This is a genomic window from Plectonema cf. radiosum LEGE 06105 (assembly GCF_015207665.1).
In the GTDB taxonomy this organism is placed as follows: domain Bacteria; phylum Cyanobacteriota; class Cyanobacteriia; order Cyanobacteriales; family Nostocaceae; genus Rivularia; species Rivularia radiosa_A.
On sequence record NZ_JADEWL010000034.1, the window covers coordinates 1 to 16,903 of the forward strand.

Below are 16,903 nucleotides of genomic sequence, written 5' to 3' on the forward strand. Positions count from 1 at the left end.
GGGATGGGGAGATGGGGAGACAAAGTAGAATTTTGACCTTTAACCTTTGACCTTTAACCTCTAACCTCTAACCTCTAACCTCTAACCTCTAACCTCTATTTCCACTTAACTTGGACAAAATAAGCTTTGTGTCCCATTGCATCATATTGCTGGGTAATATTTTCAATTCCGAGGTTAAAAGGAATTGCAGTGGTAATATAACGTTGAAAAAAAGCACCAACATCGGGAGTCAGTTCGGTTGCGGTTGTTGTGGCTAAACCCAAACCAATTAATTGCTCAATCGGTCCTCGTGGTAATAATAAATGCATTCCCACAGCTAATCCTGCTGTTAATAACATGGCTACTGATGCATTTGTACCGCAGCGAGGATGTACGGCTAAATCCCATTCTCCACTGGTAAGTCTTTGGAGAGCAAGGTTTACAGCCCGTCGTAAGTTGCTGATATTGACTTCACCATAAAGAAAAAATCCCGATTCTGTAGATAAGCCAGTGTGAAGCTGATTATCGATATTAATATTTTGACGGCTGACTTGGGGAGTTAATGCTGAATAGGATTCGCTTAAAATCCATACTGTAGCGTGTTCTAAAGCGTGAACCTGACGCAGCATCAAAATTTCTTTTAGCCCAGGAATAAAGGATAGTCGATCGAGTAAATCCTTATCTTGTGTGGGAGAGGGTGAGATTAAATCCAAATTCAAAAAATCAAAGGAATTGTCGCTATCTTTGGCAAAAGTTGAGGTATTCATACCAACATTGCTCCCCCACCTGACGCGGGCAAAATATATTCCACTATCAATGTAACAAGCAGCAAAAGGAATTATTACTAATTTTTGTTGATTATTAAATTTATATTAAGTCTATTTTAAATAAATTAAATAAATAGCAATCAAAAATTTGATTTTTTTTAATGCTGATTAACTTGAACGGGTTTAACCATAAATAAAAAATGAAAGTGTACCCGTCCGTTGCTAGTCGGACGGGGATTGATTACTGCTAGCAATAGAGCGCGTAGACCAATACCCTGTAATTACTGCGCGTCAAGGAAAAAACAACCATAAATAAGTGAAGCGTGAGGAGAACAACTAGCAGCAATCAATCAAGACTGACAAATAACCGTTTGTAATGCTGTTTAATCTTTCCGAGGAGGAATAGGACAGCAATTAACATCATTTAAACAGACCTTACCCCAGTGCAAAGCCCAACGGACAAGAGCTACTCGGTTTTCAGTTCCGGTCTTTGTAAGAATATTGCTGATATGGTTATCAACAGTACGCTTACTTATTTCTAGTTTGACTGCAATTTGTTGGTTAGTTAAGCCAGTGGCCACTAAGTCGATAATTTGCAGTTCTCGGTCTGACAGACTAACAGGGGTCTGAGACTCGCCACCAGCCATTTTAAATTCATCCTCCCTTATTTGTGGTAAATGTACTTAATTGCTCTTTCCCATTGTAGAAGATTGTATGAAAGGTAGGCGTTTCAAGTGTTTAATGCAATACGATTGTCTATATTTTCTTTATGTTTTAGGTAGACCGCGATACAGTATTTTATATAAGTATTTATTTTAACTACATATAAAAAATAAAAATAACGCGATCGCCCTTAAAAACATTTGGGACAAGAGCAATAGAACACAATTATGAATGAATCTTGCTGTTTAATTGTATGAACGATTGCCAAATGAATGGTAAATATTATTGTAGGTTTTATGCAGAATTTAAGTTTAAAAATCAAATGAAATGAGCAATCCCCGTGTTTTATGTTTGGGTGAAATATTATATGATATGCTTGCCGATCAGTTAGGGCGATCGCCCTCTGAGGTTGAGTCGTGGACTGCTTATCCGGGAGGTGCGCCAGCTAACGTTGCTTGTGGTTTAGTAAAGTTAGGAACACCCTCAGCATTTATCGGTGTAGTAGGTGAAGACGAAGCTGGAAATAACTTACAAGCGCTTTTACAGGAAATTGGTGTAGATACAACCGGGGTACAGCGTCATCCCCAAGCACCGACTCGTCAAGTTTTAGTAGTGCGGAAACAAAATGGCGATCGCGTTTTTGCGGGATTCAAGGATTACGACACCACCGAATTTGCTGATACTCATCTCAAGGCTGGGGAATTACCGGAAGAATTATTTGCATCTGCTGATTTTTTGGTTTTAGGAACTTTAGAATTAGCTTATCCCGATAGTGGTGCAGCAGTTCACCGCGCTTTAGAATTAGCTTGCCAATACGATGTGAAAATTTTGCTCGATGTTAACTGGCGCTCGGTATTCTGGACTAATCCCGATGCTGCTCCGGATCAAATTCGCGAACTAATTAAAAAAGTCGATTTTCTCAAACTCGCTAAAGAAGAGGCAGAATTATTATTTGATACTCATGATGCTGGAGCAATCACTTATCGTCTGAATTCTGTGGAAGGAGTATTAGTCACAGATGGAGACAAAGGCTGTGCTTATTGTTTGGGTGAAAACGAAGATAAATTCTCCGCTTTTTCCGTACCCGTAATTGATACAACTGGTGCAGGGGATAGTTTTGTCGCAGGCTTTGTTCACCAATTGTTAGATCATGGTGTACAAAATTTAAACAACCCAGAAATTGCGAAAAAAATTATCGCTTACGCTTGTGCTGCGGGAGCTTTAACTACACTTAAACCAGGTGCGATCGCTTCCCAACCCACAGCTTCGGAAATAGAAAGTTTTCTCAAAGAACATCAAATTTAGTTTCATTATGTAGAGACGTTGCAATGCAACGTCTTTATTATTTGAATTATTTAAAATTTTTTACTTGTTCTCATCGACTTGCTGATCACAAATTTTCTCTGATTTCTTGCACAATTGCTTCAAGAGGTTCTGAAATATCTACTACAATTACGTCTGTTGGTTCTTCAAGGATATCAAATTGACTTTTAAGAAGTTTTTCACTCATAAAATGATTGAGACGTTCTTGTAAGCGTTTTTGAATTAAGTCAAAAGAACCTTTGAGATAAACTAATTTGACAAAATTTTGATTTACTAAAAGCATCTCACGATAATTTTCCTTCAAAGCCGAACAGCTTAAAACTAAATTTTTATTTACTGATAAATATTCTTTGATTACATCTTGAATTTTTTGCAGCCAAGGTAATCTATCCGCATCATCCAACGCGATACCGTGCAGCATTTTCTCAACATTTTCCTGGGAATGGAAATCGTCAGCGTCGCGGAATTCCCAACCTAAAGATTCGGCAAGTTTCTTCCCAACGGTAGTTTTTCCTGAACCCGAAACACCCATTACCAAAATAATCATCTATCTTTATCTTTATATTTTTCTTTCTTTTTAAAAATATAATTAATTTTCGCCTTCCACAATCTTAATTTCTAAGATTTTCCAGCCCTATTAACAGAAATTCTAAACTGATTCTCAACTTAAATTCATTTAACTAATCAGAAAAAGCTTTAAATTGTCGTTAAAGTCAAACCTAAAGACTCTAAGTGTGGAATTCAAACATCTTGCTTTTATTAATCAAATTACATAACCATGAGTAGCTTTAAAATCAAAGATTTGCCAAAAAACCTACTCGCTGCAATGACTCATCATAATTTAGCTGATGGTGAAATACTTTTTTATCAAAATGAAGTTGCCAATGCTGTTTTTGTTGTTGATTATGGTTGCATCAAGTTAATTCACTATATAGATGATGGTACAACTGTTAATCATTATGCAGTCAAACCAGGAGAATATTTTGCAGAAGTCGCATTATTTAACGAAACATATGTGTGTAGCGCCATTGCCAAAAATTTGACGCGGGTAATTTCTTTCCCAAAACAGTTATTTTTAGATGCTTTGCACTCAGATGCTAATTTATCGAGAAAGTTTACCGAACAATTAGCGCGACGATTGCACCAGACAAAATTGCTATTGGAATTACGAGGAATTCGTTCAGCACGCGATCGCTTTCTTCATTATCTGCAAGTCATGATTCCTCCAGACCAAACAACTCTTGATTTAGAACAACCGTTAAAAGATGTTGCTAGCGATATCGGCATCACTCCAGAAGCATTATCCCGCGTACTGTCCCAATTACAAAATGAGGGTATTCTGACACGTTTCAAGCGAAAAATCATATTTCGTTATTAATTGTCATATAAATTAATGTTTTGATGAACAAATATTTCTATACCTAAACTTGTTCTGGAAAATTGATTCCAATCATGTCGGTTTGTGAGCCTCTCAGGCTATATTTCCTGTTACTAATGTTGCAGCAATCAAGGTATTGAGAATTAATTTCAGATATTTAAGAGTAATTAGGAGTAACAATGATAAAACCAACTTCATTTTTCACAGTCTTGACTTTAGCGGGTATGTTTTTTGTTTGGGATGTTCCGACAAAGGTGATTAATCCGGGGTTGAAAGCAGCATCCGCTCAGGAAATGAAGGATGTAACTGGAATGACACCCCAACAACACATTGATATGATTGCCAAAAACAAAGGGCAATTTGGTAGCGCTGATGCAATGCGTCGTTTTTTCTTTGGAGATTTAGAACCAATCGGGATTCAACCAGGTGGTGCGGGTATGGTTGTTAATCTTTTCAACAAGAAAAATAACGTTACTTTTTCTTATTGTTCTACTTATGATGTAGTGGTTGCAGTTAAAAAAGGTAAAATTAATAAATTCCTTCCAGAGGAAGTTAAGTAATACTTTTAATATTTGAAAACGAAAAAATGGGGTAAAAAATCAAAAACTACCCCATTAATTCAAGAAGTCGGGTTTTTTACCTCAAATATCGATAAAAAGATCACGATTGTAAAAACCTGACTTCTCACCTCCAGTCAGAATAAATATTAATATTTTTATTAACTGTACCAACTGCAATGTAATATTAAGCCTTGTATAAGTCAGGGGAGTACGCAATTAAAATAGGTGATGGTAACTTGTAATCACTCAAATTAAATGCGAATATCACGTTTTTTTGTCATTCCTAAATTTTCCGGTCAACTTTATCTTTGCTTTGCCATTATTATCTTTGGTGCAGCAAATTCTGTTACCCGTAAACTGACCGAAGTTGGAGCGCAAAGGTATGTTAATGGCAACAATCCTGTTTCGTTTTGTAATGTTTTATTTGTCGGCAACCTCTGCGCTTTATTCGTACTATTAATAGTTTATGGACGACAGTTTACACTGAGTAGATTGCAGCGAATTAGCAAAAATAGATGGTTTTACCTGACTATTTCTGCAATTCTTGCAGGTGCATTAGCACCAGGGTTGATTTTTCAAGCCCTAGCAATTACAGATGTAAATAATGTTGTTTTAATTGGTCGATTGGAACCACCTCTAACTTTAGCTCTTTCTGCTTGGTTATTGGGGGAACGAGTCAATCAGGGGCAAATAATTGGAGCAATTGTCTCTTTTATTGGTGTATTTCTGACAATTTCTTTACCAGCTAATTTTCAAGAAATGATGAAAATGCAAAATTTCTTGAGTTTTGGTACCGGGGAAATCTTGACTGCGATCGCCTCTGTGGCTTTAGCGATTTCGACTATTATCAGTAAACTAAAACTTGCAACAATTCCGTTGGGAATTTTCACTATTTATCGCACCGCTTTAGGAACAGTAATATTTTTTTTCACAGCTTTACTATTGTACGGACAGAATCATTTTATGGATGTATTCTCGCCGTTTTTATGGAAATGGATGTTGATTTACGGACCAGTAATAGTAGTAATTGGTCAGTCCTGTTGGATTACAGGATTGCGAGCAACTAGCGTAACCCAAGCTTCATTAATTGGCTCTTTTACACCGATTGCGGCTGTAATTGCTGCATACTTAATTTTAGGGCAAGCACCAAATTTAGCCCAATATATTGGTGGTTTTGTAATTTTAATTGGAATTATTTTTAGCCAGTTAGGTATTTTGCAAAAACTATCTTCTCAAAGTTCCAATGATCTTAAAAATTCACCAACTAAACTACAAGAACTGGAAAGTGAAGTTGGATTTAAGGGAATCTGAACCCAAATTATTGTATTTTAAAAATCTTACCTATGGTTAAGATTGAGAGGAACTCAGAGGAACTCTTAACAAAAAATTGATTGTGACATTCACCCGTAGGATGCGGTTCCGAAGCGGCCATTCCTGATGTGATTAAAAAAGTGATTCTTGCGTAGCGGTAATTCATGAATTACCGCTACTGTCGTTGGTTTTTACGTAAGTCATGTAACTATTTTTTGATTGGTGATATAGAAGCAGTGGGAACATCTCCTTCTCTACTACCAAGATGTTCTAACTACAAGAATTAATTGGAAAGACTATAGCGATAAATCTACCTGTTTGAGAAGAGCTTCGCGATCGCAATACACTCGTTTTGCAAAAATTCGCCAAAAAAAATGCCAAGGGTTTAATCCCCAGGGCAAAATTACAACTAAATTTTACAACACACAACCACACAAAACTCGTGAGGTCTATAACCATATTAAATAAATTCCACCATTTTGGTGTGTTAGTTAGTACTTTTATTTGATGAGCCTTGGTTTAAATAATATTAAATTAAAAAAAATATGATGGCGATAGCTTCCCTTGCACTACGCGATCGCCATAATGCCATAAAATTATTGATGGTGCGTTATCAGGGTAAAATTTCCATGCCTCAAGTATTTCCTGGTGAAGTTTTCGCTCAAACTACCGATTTTGATACTGGTATTCGTCAACTGTTACCGAACTATGACGAAATGCTCGAAACTGTTGCTCGCTGCGTTCCTTCTAACTCTCGTCGGATTTTAGAATTGGGTTGCGGTACGGGTGAACTTAGCCTGAAAATACTCAATCGTTGTCCGGATGCTCAAATTATCGCTGTGGATTATTCCCCCAGGATGATTGAATTTGCTCGAACAAAAATGGCTGAAGCTGGTTATCAGCGATGGAATGGCATAGAAGCTGATTTTGGAGAATGGACAAATAATCCGGAAAACTTTGATATCGGTACAGAATTTGATGCTTGTGTCTCATCACTGGCAATTCATCATCTCAATGACGAGATGAAAGCGAAGTTATTTCAACGTATCGGCAAAAGTCTCAAGAGTGGTGGTTGTTTTTGGAATGCAGACCCGATTTTACCAGAATCACCAACATTAGCAGAAATTTACAACGCTGCAAGGGAAGAATGGACTGAAAAACAAGGAACTACTATACAATCCGTTCGTTCTCGCTTAGCAAGAAATAGCAATTCTGTAGATTGCGTTGCTAGTTACGGTTATTCTAGTCAAGATCAATTAGCAACCTTAGATGTACAATTGCAAATGCTGGTCAAAGCTGGATTTAATACCGTAGCAGTACCTTGGAAATATTATGGATTGGCGGTTTTTGGAGGAATTGTTTAACAGTTATCAGTTATCAGTTATCAGTTATCAGTTAAATTCCTGAATTTAAGTCATCCTTGATCAACTTGTACATACTGGTAACTGTTTACTATATGTCATAAAGGACACGCTACTAAAATCACCGGATTGTATCCATAAATCGATAATTAACAATTGAAAACAATATGGCTCGAAAAAAACAGAAAAAATCACTTGGGTTCGGGTATAAACATTCACTTCATTACAGATGCCCGATTTGTTGTATTATCCCACCTCATATGTTGGAACAAATGGCGGTTAATGGTACTCCAACCCAGCGAGAATGGGCTTTTGAGACTTTAAACCTTTCAGCGCAAATTCGGGGAAGAAGGATTAATTTGGGCGGTATCGAATTAACGTCTCAAGCTGGTGAGAAACGCCGTACTATATATGATGCGAAAAATACTGAAAATCTTCCAGGGGAATTAGTACGCGATGAAGGTGATGCTCCTACAGAAGACGAAGCTGTAAACGAAGCCTACGAAGCAGCTGGTGCGACTTACGACTTTTTCCAAGAAATTTACGATCGCAATTCTATTGATGATAAAGGTTTGCGTTTGGATTCTACTGTACATTACGGTGAAAAATATGAAAATGCCTTTTGGAACGGCACTCAAATGGTTTACGGTGACGGTGACGGGGAACTATTTAACCGTTTTACCAAGTCGGTTGATGTCATCGGACATGAATTAACTCACGGTGTTACCCAGTATGAAGCCGATTTAATCTATTTTGGCGAATCCGGTGCGCTTAATGAATCGTTTTCTGACGTATTTGGTTGCTTGGTCAAACAGCGAATCAACAATCAAACTGCGGATAAAGCAGATTGGTTAATTGGTGTAGGATTATTTACCGAAAAGGTCAAAGGTGAAGGAATTCGCTCAATGAAAGCACCAGGTACAGCTTATGACGACCCGGTACTTGGTCAAGACCCCCAACCCGCCCATATGAGAGACATCTATACTGGTGCGAAAGACAACGGCGGAGTACATATAAATTCGGGTATACCCAACCGTGCTTTTTACTTAGCAGCAACGGAAATAGGAGGTTACGCTTGGGAGAAAGCTGGAAAAATTTGGTACATTAGTTTATGCGAAAAATTGCTTTCAAAATCAAACTTTAAACAAGCCGCAGAAGTAACGATTAAAGTAGCGGGAGAACTTTACGGTGAAGCAAGCAGTGAACAAAAAGCCGTAATTAATGCTTGGAAAGAAGTTGGAGTCAATTGACAGTTGACAGATCGAAAAGGTTAAAGTTTTGGGTTGAGCTTTTGTTTGGTTGTTTTGATGATGCTCGTTAGTAATTTTAGGAGTTCTTTTAGGCCATTTAATATTGACTCGCTTTCTTTTGAGGTGAGATAATCTGTTTCACGGAGTAGCAATATCCAGTATTCGCTTTCGTTGGCTTCTTTGAGGGCAATAGCTAGTTTATGAATAAAATCGGGCTTACTTTCGGCTTCTTCCGCTTCTCTGAGTAATGCACCAATAGCTGTTCCAGACCGAAGTATTTGTTTTGACAATACATATTCTTTTTTAGTTGAAGATAAATATTTATTCAGGTTAATGATTCGGACTGCAAAGTTAAAGGACTTATCTTTTAGTGGAGTAGACATTTTAGGGTAGTTAATATCTGATAAATATTTGTATATTAAATAACTGCCCACTGTCCACTGCCCACTGTCAACTGTCAACTGCCAACTGCCCACTGTCCAATCAAAATGTTAATATCCCTAGAGCGTAGCGGTGGTTTTACTGGAATAGGAAAAGTGATAACGATTGATACGACAAAAATACCGCAACATCAAGCCGAGCAATTACCGATATTATTAGAATCTGCAAATTTCTTTCACTTACCCACATACATAGCCGCCGATTCTACCCCGAATCGCGATCGCTTTCAATATACAATAACTGTAGAAGATGAAGATAAGCAGCACTCGATAACAATAGAGGAAAGTTCGATACCAGGAACTTTAAGACCTTTGATTGATTGGATCAACTGTAATGCAAAATAGAAAATAGGGTAAAGTTAGGAGTTAAATTGATAGCTCCTAACTCAGTACAAAGCATTACATATCGCCACCGCGAAATGCTAATACGAAAATTACCGCAGGTCCAGCTAACATGATTAGTGCTACAGACGTTAGCTGAAAAATAACTTCCCAATTGACGTTGGCTAAAGCTTCCATTAATTTCTCCTAGTTGTCTTAAAAAATGAAAAAATGAATCCGCATAAAATTATCTTCCTGGATATAGATCATATCCGGCAATCAACGCTCAATTTTAATTTACTTAACAAAATTATAGAAAAATACATAAAAAAACTCAAAAAATGAAATTGATTTTAAGAACCTAGAGTGTTTGATAATTGAGACAAGCAGAGAAAGCATCGCAGATAACTGGTAATCTGACTCTCATACTATTTGTTACTTATTATTGAAGCAAAGAAAACAATGGCAACTTGGCAATGTGTAAAGCAATGTGGAGCCTGCTGCTATCTTGAGCCAGCAGAACGTCCTGATTTAGAAGAATATTTATCATCCCAAGAATTAGAACAATATCTCAGAATGGTCGGCGAAGATGGATGGTGCATAAACTACGACCATAGTCAGCGAGAATGCAGTATTTATGCTGAACGTCCGCGTTTTTGTCGTGTAGAGCCAGAAGTATTTAAAGACTTATTTGGGATTGAATCCGAAGAATTAAACGACTTTGCCATCGAATGCTGTCATCAGCAGATAGAATCAATATATGGCGATCGCAGTTTGGAAATGTTGCGATTTGATCGAGCAGTGGGAATTTGAATGGGTAATTGGTAATGGGTAACTGTCAACTGTCAACTGTCAACTGTCAACTGTCAACTCCGGAGCAACGGACGGCAACTACACCCTAGAGCTTACGGGTCTCCCCACTGCCACTGTATTTAAAATAAAGATACATTATCCTTAAGAAAAGTAGACAAATGTTCAGAAAAAAGTGAATTTGATTTCACTGTTAACCGTTCAGCGAGGGAGCAAGAACCCATTATGTTTGAACACTTTACTTCCGAAGCAATTAAAGTAGTAATGCTCGCCCAGGAGGAGGCACGTCGCCTGGGACACAATTTTGTAGGCACGGAACAAATTCTCTTGGGATTGCTGGGAGAAGAAACGGGTGTTGCTGCTAAGGTGCTGACGGATATGGGTGTGACTCTTCGAGATGCACGCCGCGAAGTTGAAAAAATTATTGGTAGAGGTTCTGGTTTTGTTCCACCGGAAATTCCTTTTACTCCTAAAGTTAAAACTCTATTTGAGCAGTCCTTTAAGGAAGCTCGTTCCCTAGGACACAATTATATTGGTACGGAACACTTACTTTTAGGTTTGACAGAAGCTGGAGAAGGTGTTGCTGCCAAAGTACTACAGAATTTAGATGTCGATTTGAAGCAACTTCGTACTGCTGTGATTCGCCGTTTGGGTGAGGTTGCATCTGTTGGGGCTGGAGTTGGTGGTGGTAGTACCAGACGCAATCAATCGACAACTTTAGAAGAATTTGGGAGAAATCTGACTAAATTAGCTGCCGAAGGCAAATTAGACCCCGTAGTTGGTCGCGAAAAAGAAATCGAGCGTACCGTTCAAGTTCTGGGACGACGCACTAAAAATAACCCTGTGTTAATTGGCGAGCCTGGAGTTGGCAAAACTGCGATCGCCGAAGGTTTAGCGCAGCGAATTTTCAATCAGGATGTACCCGATATCTTGCAAGACAAGCAGGTTATCAGTCTTGATATGGGTTCGATAGTCGCGGGTACTCGTTTCCGTGGTGATTTTGAAGAACGAATTAAGAAAATCATCCAGGAAATCCGCTCGGCAGGAAATATCATTATTGTGATTGATGAAATTCACACTTTAGTGGGTGCGGGGGGTATGGAAGGTGGTATGGATGCCGCCAATATCCTCAAACCAGCATTAGCCAGAGGTGAACTTCAGTGTATTGGAGCCACCACACTTGATGAATACCGCAAACACATCGAGCGTGACGCAGCTTTAGAACGCCGTTTCCAACCGATTAAAATTGGTGAGCCTTCGGTACAAGAAACCGTTGAGATTTTACAGGGTTTGCGTGGTGCTTACGAGCAGCATCACAACTTAACGATATCCGATGATGCATTGGTTGCAGCCGCAGAGCTTTCCGATCGCTACATCTCAGACCGCTTTTTACCGGATAAAGCGATCGACTTGGTTGATGAAGCTGGCTCTCGCGTGCGTTTGCGTAACTCGATGATTTCAGAGAATCGGGATTTGAAACGTCAAATTGTTGCGGCTGCTAAGCAGAAAAACGAAGCGGTTAAATTACAAGATTTTGATAGAGCCGCCGAACTGCGCGACAAAGAGTTAGAGCTAGAAGCACAGTTACAAGAAGCACAAGCAGGGGAATCTGTCAATAGACCTGTAGTCAACGAAGAAGATATTGCTCAAATCGTTTCTTCTTGGACTGGTGTACCCGTTAATAAGCTTACCGAATCCGAATCTGAGGTGTTGCTGCATTTAGAAGATACTCTGCACCAAAGATTAATTGGACAAGAGCAAGCAGTCAGTGCAGTTGCCAAAGCAATTCGCCGCGCTCGCGTTGGCTTGAAAAATCCCAATCGTCCGATTGCTAGCTTTATTTTCTCAGGTCCGACGGGAGTTGGTAAAACAGAATTAGCGAAATCCTTGGCTTCCTATTTCTTCGGTTCCGAAGAATCGATGATTCGTTTGGATATGTCCGAATACATGGAACGTCACACCGTCAGCAAGCTGATTGGTTCACCTCCGGGTTTTGTGGGATACGATGAAGGGGGACAATTAACCGAAGCGGTGCGACGCAAACCTTATTCAGTAATACTTTTCGATGAAATCGAGAAGGCGCACCCCGATATATTCAATATGTTGCTGCAAATGTTGGATGACGGTCATCTTACCGATGCTAAAGGTAGGAAAGTAGACTTCAAGAATACTTTGATTATCTTAACTTCCAATATTGGTTCGCGAGTTATTGAAAAAGGTGGTGGTGGTTTGGGCTTCGATTTAGAAAACGAAGCAGAAGCTAATTACAACCGCATTAAAACTTTGGTTAACGAAGAACTCAAAAACTACTTCCGTCCCGAGTTCCTTAACCGTCTCGATGAGATTATCGTCTTTACTCAACTCAAGAAAGACGAAATCAAAGAAATCGCCGAAATCTTGCTCAAAGAAGTTACTAGCCGTTTAGCTGAGAAGGAAATCAGCTTGCAAATCAGCGAAAGCTTCAAAAATTTGGTAGTGCAAGAAGGATACAACCCCAGCTACGGTGCGAGACCATTACGTAGAGCAATTATGAACCTTTTAGAAGATTCATTAGCAGAAGCAATGCTCTCAGGTCAAATCGCACAAGGTGATACAGCGGTTGTAGACGTTGACGACGACGGAAAAGTCAGAGTAGTTAAATCCGAAAAATCCGCATTAGAATTGATAAATGTAGGCTAAAAATTATACCACAATTAAATTTGGTGGTAACATTCGGATAACACCCCTAGTAGCGATACTAGGGGATTTTTATTAACAGCTAAAAACCCGAATTCTGTGGTTGTGATTATGGGGATTTACCTATTCCCTATTACCTATTACCTATTACCTATTACCTATTCCCTATTACCTATTACCTATTACCTATTTACCTAAATATGCAAACCTTGCTTACTTACCAGCATTTGTTCAAAATCAAAACTTGATAAGGGTTGGCTGAACAAATAACCTTGCATAGCATAACATCTGAGTTCGCGCAAAATCTTCAGTTCACTAACACTTTCTACTCCCTTAGCGACAACCTTCAAATTGAGATTTTGCCCCATTTGAATTAAAGCTTTAGTAATTGCTAATTTTTGACAATCTTGAGAGAGATTATATATAAAATATTTGTCGATTTTGATAGTATGTAACGGTATTTTTTTCAAGTAAATTAAAGAAGAATTACCAATACCAAAATCATCCATTGTGATTTTGACACCTAATGATTTTAATTGTTGCAAAATATCAATAGTTTTATTTATATCTTGCATGATTGTAGTTTCAGTAAATTCTAATTCTAAATAATGGGGTGCTAAATTATAATTTGATAGTATATTTGCAACTTTTTCAACGAAATTAGGTTGAATAAATTGACTTGTGGAGATGTTAACGCAGCTTGGTAAAACATCTAAACCATTATCTAACCAAGTGCGTGTTTGTTTACAAACAGTTTCTAAAATCCAATCGCTTAAAGGTATAATTAAACCCGTAGATTCGGCTAAAGGAATCAACTCCGCAGGAGAGACTAAACCCAATTTATGACTCCACCAACGAATCAAACTTTCCACTGCAATCATCTCACCAGATTTAATATCAACGATGGGTTGATAGTACATTTGAAATTCGCGAAATTTGCCTTCTTCGATAGTGCGACGTAAAGCATTTTCGATAATTCGCATTTCTCTAGGGTGTGCTTTAACTTCTGCATGAGAAGGTGGATTTTTGAGAATTGCCGCTTGTCGTTGTAACCTCACAGAAATTGCAGTTAACAATTCTGCACGGGTAAATGGTTTAGTTAAATAATCATCAGCACCTAATTCCATGCCTTGACGAACATCTACTTTTGCAGAGCGGGCAGTTAGAAAGATAAAAGGTACAGCAGAAGTGCTAAATTTTTCCCGCAATAGGGCTAAAACAGCAAAACCATTAATTTCAGGCATCATTAAATCACACAAAATCAAATCTGGTGACTCACTGAGTGCTAAATCAACTCCTAATCTACCGTTAGGAGCAGCAATAACTTCAAAATCTTCCGCTTCTAACAAATCTAAAATATTTTCCCGTACTGATTCTTCATCTTCGATTACTAAAATCTTAGTCATTGCTAACCTCTGATTGTAAAAATTAAATTAATCTCAAAGCAATTTCAAAAGCTTTTGTTTGAGGAACTTTGGTGAAAAATCTAATTTCGTTTTGGTACATAGATATATACCGTTTTACAATCGCTAACCTGAAATATCTATCAGTAATAATACTAAGATTACCTATTTGAAGTTTCTCAACAATACCTGTTTTCAGATTTTATCAAATACAGGACAATAGGATGGAGTTAAAAAAATAATTTGCAAAAGGTTTCAACATTAAAACCCAATCTTTAATTACAACAATTACAACATTAGAAATATAGTAAATTTTACAACCCAGCAAACCATTCATAACCTTGGTCTTCCCAATAGCCTTGATATCGGGATAAATGACTAACTAAACTAACTTTAGTAACCCATTTACTTTGTTTATAACCAAGTTTAATTGGGGAAGCCAAACGTAAAGGTGCGCCATTTTCAACAGGTAACGATGCGCCGTTTTTCTGATAAGCTAATAAAGTTTGAGGATGCAAAGTAGAAGCAATATCCCAACTTGAATAATAACCATCGGCTGATTGAAAATAAGCATATTTAACGCTGTTTTTAGGTTGTGCTAAAGCCACAAGTTCCCGCAAAGAAATACCACCCCATTGGACAATTGCAGCCCATCCTTCTACACATACATGACGAATAATCATGGAAGTTAACGGTAAATTTTGAATATCTTCCATGCTCAAACTCAAGGGATTTTCTACCTCACCATCAACGATTAAACGATATTTTTCTTGGTCAATAGCTGGAGTAAATCTATATGTATTAACTATCAATTTTTCTGGTTCTATTTCATGGGGAGAAAATTCTGGTACAAGTGTTTGAGGTTTTAATAATAAAGCTTGAAAATTTTGATTTAGCGGTTCTGAAAGCGTACCCACCACATCTTCAAATATCGGAGTACCGCAGCCACCTAAAAGTAAACTGATACTTGATAAACCAGAAATTTGTAAGAATTTACGACGAGTTAAATGTAAATTTGGTTTCATAGTGTTAATAGTTAGTATTCGTAGGGTGTGTGACGCAGAAGATAAATGCTGTAACAACAATTAAGGTTTTTAGATTTGTGAAAATAATGATTGTTTATCGTTGTATATAATAAGTATATTTTAACGAATGCGCTGCTGGTGCTTGTGTTTTTTATGGCGTTAAGGGTTTGATTTAATAATAAAACAAACCTTACTAGACGCAGAGTACGCAGACGAATAAGAAAACAATTGAGAGTTTGTTTTAATCAAGCCACACCATATTTTTTAAACCAATTTTGTAACAACAACCAACCATTTTTCGCTGCTGCTTCGCGGTAGCTGGGACGATAATCGGCGTGGAATCCGTGGGGTGCGTTGGGATAAACTATTATCTGAGTTGCTGTCTTATTTTGTTTCAAAGCTTCTCGCATTTTTTCCACATCACTAACGGGAATATTTTTGTCTTCACCAGCGTAAAGTCCTAGTACTGGTGCTTTAATCAAAGGTGCGATATCAATGGGATACTGTGGCTGTAAAGGATTGCTATCACCCGTTAATCTTCCATACCAAGCTACACCTGCTTTTAATTGCGGGCTGTGTGCTGCGTACAACCAAACGATTCTACCACCCCAACAAAAGCCTGTTATACCAAGTTTATCTATATCAGCTTTACCCGAATTATTAGCCCAAACTACCGTTGCATCTAAATCTGAAAGTACTTGTGTATCGGGAACCTTGGAAACAACTTTACTGATGATTTCTTGAGTATCACTTAATTTAGAAACATCACCATAACGCGCAAACAACTGAGGTGCGATCGCAATATATCCGAGCTTAGCAAAACGCCGACAAACGTCTTGAATATATTCATGTACACCGAATATTTCTTGCACTACCAGCACTACTGGAAATTTATCACCTAACCTTGGCATGGCACGATAAGCAGGAATTACTCCATCAGCAACGGGAATTTTCACTTCACCCGCAACTAATTCAGAAGTTTCTGTGTTGATAACTTGAGCATAAATCGGATGTACCGCCATCGCAAATCCTGCTGTTAAACTAGCGATAAGTAATTCCCGTCTACCAAAGTTGTTTTGTGTCATTTTCAGTAAAATTATAAATACTAAGCATTAAAATATTCTATATTTAACATGGACATAATAACCAAAGATTCCCATGTATTTGAAATGTTGAGACATTCACGCAAACAACCTTCTACAGTAAAACCTTCTGATTCATAAAGCCTTTTAGCACGGTGGTTATCTTCTTTTACATCTAGCCATAAACGATGTGCAGAAAACTCTTCAAAAGACAGTTTTTTGATTAATTTCAAAGTTGCTCTGCCGTATCCTTTTCCTTTATCTGTAATTACAATTCGTCGTAATTCTATGCTTTGATAAAAGTTCATTAAGTCTGCTAATATCGCGTATCCCACAGGACAATTATCTGTAGTTCTTTCAACAATAAAGTGAGCTATATTACTATTTGATAAAGATTCACGGTGCTGTTGTTTTGTCCATGGATTCACAAAAGAACGATTTTCTTGATTTTGTTCTGCTTGCAATACAAAATTAAGGTCGTTGTCATCTGTAGGTTTTAAACGAATATTTTCCATTTTTCATATTTTTTCAAGTTAATAAGAAACACAATTCAA

18 protein-coding genes are annotated in these 16,903 nt (G+C 37.8%); 9 read left to right on the forward strand and 9 right to left on the reverse strand.

The annotated features are described in order from the left end of the window. Nucleotides 1–95: 95 nt before the first annotated feature. Together IQ247_RS12550 and pedR are read right to left on the reverse strand one after the other, a co-directional pair. Nucleotides 96–746, reverse strand: a complete 651-nt coding sequence (locus IQ247_RS12550) for a DUF6391 domain-containing protein (protein WP_193920419.1) — start codon at nt 744–746, stop codon at nt 96–98. A 383-nt stretch (nt 747–1,129) separates the two neighbouring features. Then, a complete protein-coding gene (gene pedR, locus IQ247_RS12555) occupies nt 1,130–1,393 on the reverse strand; it encodes a photosynthetic electron transport-dependent transcriptional regulator PedR (RefSeq protein WP_193920421.1) in 264 nt (87 codons plus the stop codon). Nucleotides 1,394–1,736: 343 nt separating this feature from the next. Between pedR and IQ247_RS12560 the strand changes: the two genes are divergently transcribed. Then, nucleotides 1,737–2,714 (forward strand): carbohydrate kinase family protein, encoded by a 978-nt coding sequence (locus IQ247_RS12560; RefSeq protein WP_193920423.1) that lies wholly within the window; start codon nt 1,737–1,739, stop codon nt 2,712–2,714. Between the two features lie 85 nt (nt 2,715–2,799). Here IQ247_RS12560 and IQ247_RS12565 read toward each other — a convergent pair whose 3' ends face one another. Further along, entirely contained in the window at nt 2,800–3,279 is a 480-nt protein-coding gene (locus IQ247_RS12565) for a gluconokinase (RefSeq protein WP_193920425.1), read from the reverse strand. Between the two features lie 231 nt (nt 3,280–3,510). Between IQ247_RS12565 and IQ247_RS12570 the strand changes: the two genes are divergently transcribed. From IQ247_RS12570 to IQ247_RS12590, 5 genes are all read left to right on the forward strand, one after another. Then, the gene (locus IQ247_RS12570; protein WP_193920427.1) at nt 3,511–4,110 is read left to right on the forward strand and encodes a Crp/Fnr family transcriptional regulator; all 600 of its coding nucleotides are present in this window, start codon (nt 3,511–3,513) and stop codon (nt 4,108–4,110) included. A gap of 179 nt (nt 4,111–4,289) precedes the next feature. Then, complete coding sequence (locus IQ247_RS12575) at nt 4,290–4,670, forward strand: hypothetical protein (RefSeq protein WP_193920429.1); 381 nt, start codon at nt 4,290–4,292, stop codon at nt 4,668–4,670. 255 nt (nt 4,671–4,925) lie between these two features. Next, on the forward strand, nt 4,926–5,981 hold the full coding sequence (locus IQ247_RS12580; RefSeq protein WP_193920430.1) for a DMT family transporter: 1,056 nt from the start codon (nt 4,926–4,928) through the stop codon (nt 5,979–5,981). A 545-nt stretch (nt 5,982–6,526) separates the two neighbouring features. Further along, a complete protein-coding gene (locus IQ247_RS12585) occupies nt 6,527–7,345 on the forward strand; it encodes a class I SAM-dependent methyltransferase (RefSeq protein ID WP_322745495.1) in 819 nt (272 codons plus the stop codon). A 164-nt stretch (nt 7,346–7,509) separates the two neighbouring features. After that, on the forward strand, nt 7,510–8,592 hold the full coding sequence (locus tag IQ247_RS12590; protein WP_193920431.1) for a M4 family metallopeptidase: 1,083 nt from the start codon (nt 7,510–7,512) through the stop codon (nt 8,590–8,592). 20 nt (nt 8,593–8,612) lie between these two features. On the opposite strand, the gene IQ247_RS12595 is transcribed toward IQ247_RS12590, so the two are convergent. Further along, nucleotides 8,613–9,053 (reverse strand): four helix bundle protein, encoded by a 441-nt coding sequence (locus IQ247_RS12595; protein ID WP_228059697.1) that lies wholly within the window; start codon nt 9,051–9,053, stop codon nt 8,613–8,615. 27 nt (nt 9,054–9,080) lie between these two features. Here IQ247_RS12595 and IQ247_RS12600 point away from each other — a divergent pair, with 27 nt between their 5' ends. Beyond that, a complete protein-coding gene (locus IQ247_RS12600; protein WP_193920432.1) occupies nt 9,081–9,377 on the forward strand; it encodes a protealysin inhibitor emfourin in 297 nt (98 codons plus the stop codon). Between the two features lie 54 nt (nt 9,378–9,431). Here IQ247_RS12600 and psb30 read toward each other — a convergent pair whose 3' ends face one another. Beyond that, nucleotides 9,432–9,551 carry a photosystem II reaction center protein Ycf12/Psb30 gene (gene psb30 / locus IQ247_RS12605; RefSeq protein ID WP_015122679.1) on the reverse strand — a complete coding sequence of 40 codons (120 nt, stop codon included), beginning with the start codon at nt 9,549–9,551 and terminating at the stop codon, nt 9,432–9,434. Between the two features lie 264 nt (nt 9,552–9,815). Here psb30 and IQ247_RS12610 point away from each other — a divergent pair, with 264 nt between their 5' ends. Together IQ247_RS12610 and IQ247_RS12615 are read left to right on the forward strand one after the other, a co-directional pair. Next, nucleotides 9,816–10,166 (forward strand): YkgJ family cysteine cluster protein, encoded by a 351-nt coding sequence (locus IQ247_RS12610; RefSeq protein WP_193920433.1) that lies wholly within the window; start codon nt 9,816–9,818, stop codon nt 10,164–10,166. A gap of 222 nt (nt 10,167–10,388) precedes the next feature. Then, nucleotides 10,389–12,842 carry an ATP-dependent Clp protease ATP-binding subunit gene (locus IQ247_RS12615; RefSeq protein WP_193920434.1) on the forward strand — a complete coding sequence of 818 codons (2,454 nt, stop codon included), beginning with the start codon at nt 10,389–10,391 and terminating at the stop codon, nt 12,840–12,842. Nucleotides 12,843–13,033: 191 nt separating this feature from the next. Here the strand turns inward: IQ247_RS12615 and IQ247_RS12620 are convergent, their stop codons facing one another. The 4 genes from IQ247_RS12620 to IQ247_RS12635 all read right to left on the reverse strand — a co-directional run bounded on the left by IQ247_RS12620 (nt 13,034) and on the right by IQ247_RS12635 (nt 16,864). Further along, nucleotides 13,034–14,245, reverse strand: coding sequence for an EAL domain-containing response regulator (locus tag IQ247_RS12620; RefSeq protein ID WP_193920435.1), 1,212 nt, complete (start codon nt 14,243–14,245; stop codon nt 13,034–13,036). 311 nt (nt 14,246–14,556) lie between these two features. Then, nucleotides 14,557–15,267, reverse strand: a complete 711-nt coding sequence (locus tag IQ247_RS12625) for a molybdopterin-dependent oxidoreductase (RefSeq protein ID WP_193920436.1) — start codon at nt 15,265–15,267, stop codon at nt 14,557–14,559. 245 nt (nt 15,268–15,512) lie between these two features. After that, a complete protein-coding gene (locus tag IQ247_RS12630) occupies nt 15,513–16,352 on the reverse strand; it encodes a dienelactone hydrolase family protein (RefSeq protein WP_193920438.1) in 840 nt (279 codons plus the stop codon). Nucleotides 16,353–16,372: 20 nt separating this feature from the next. Continuing rightward, the gene (locus tag IQ247_RS12635; protein WP_193920440.1) at nt 16,373–16,864 is read right to left on the reverse strand and encodes a GNAT family N-acetyltransferase; all 492 of its coding nucleotides are present in this window, start codon (nt 16,862–16,864) and stop codon (nt 16,373–16,375) included. Nucleotides 16,865–16,903: the final 39 nt, after the last annotated feature.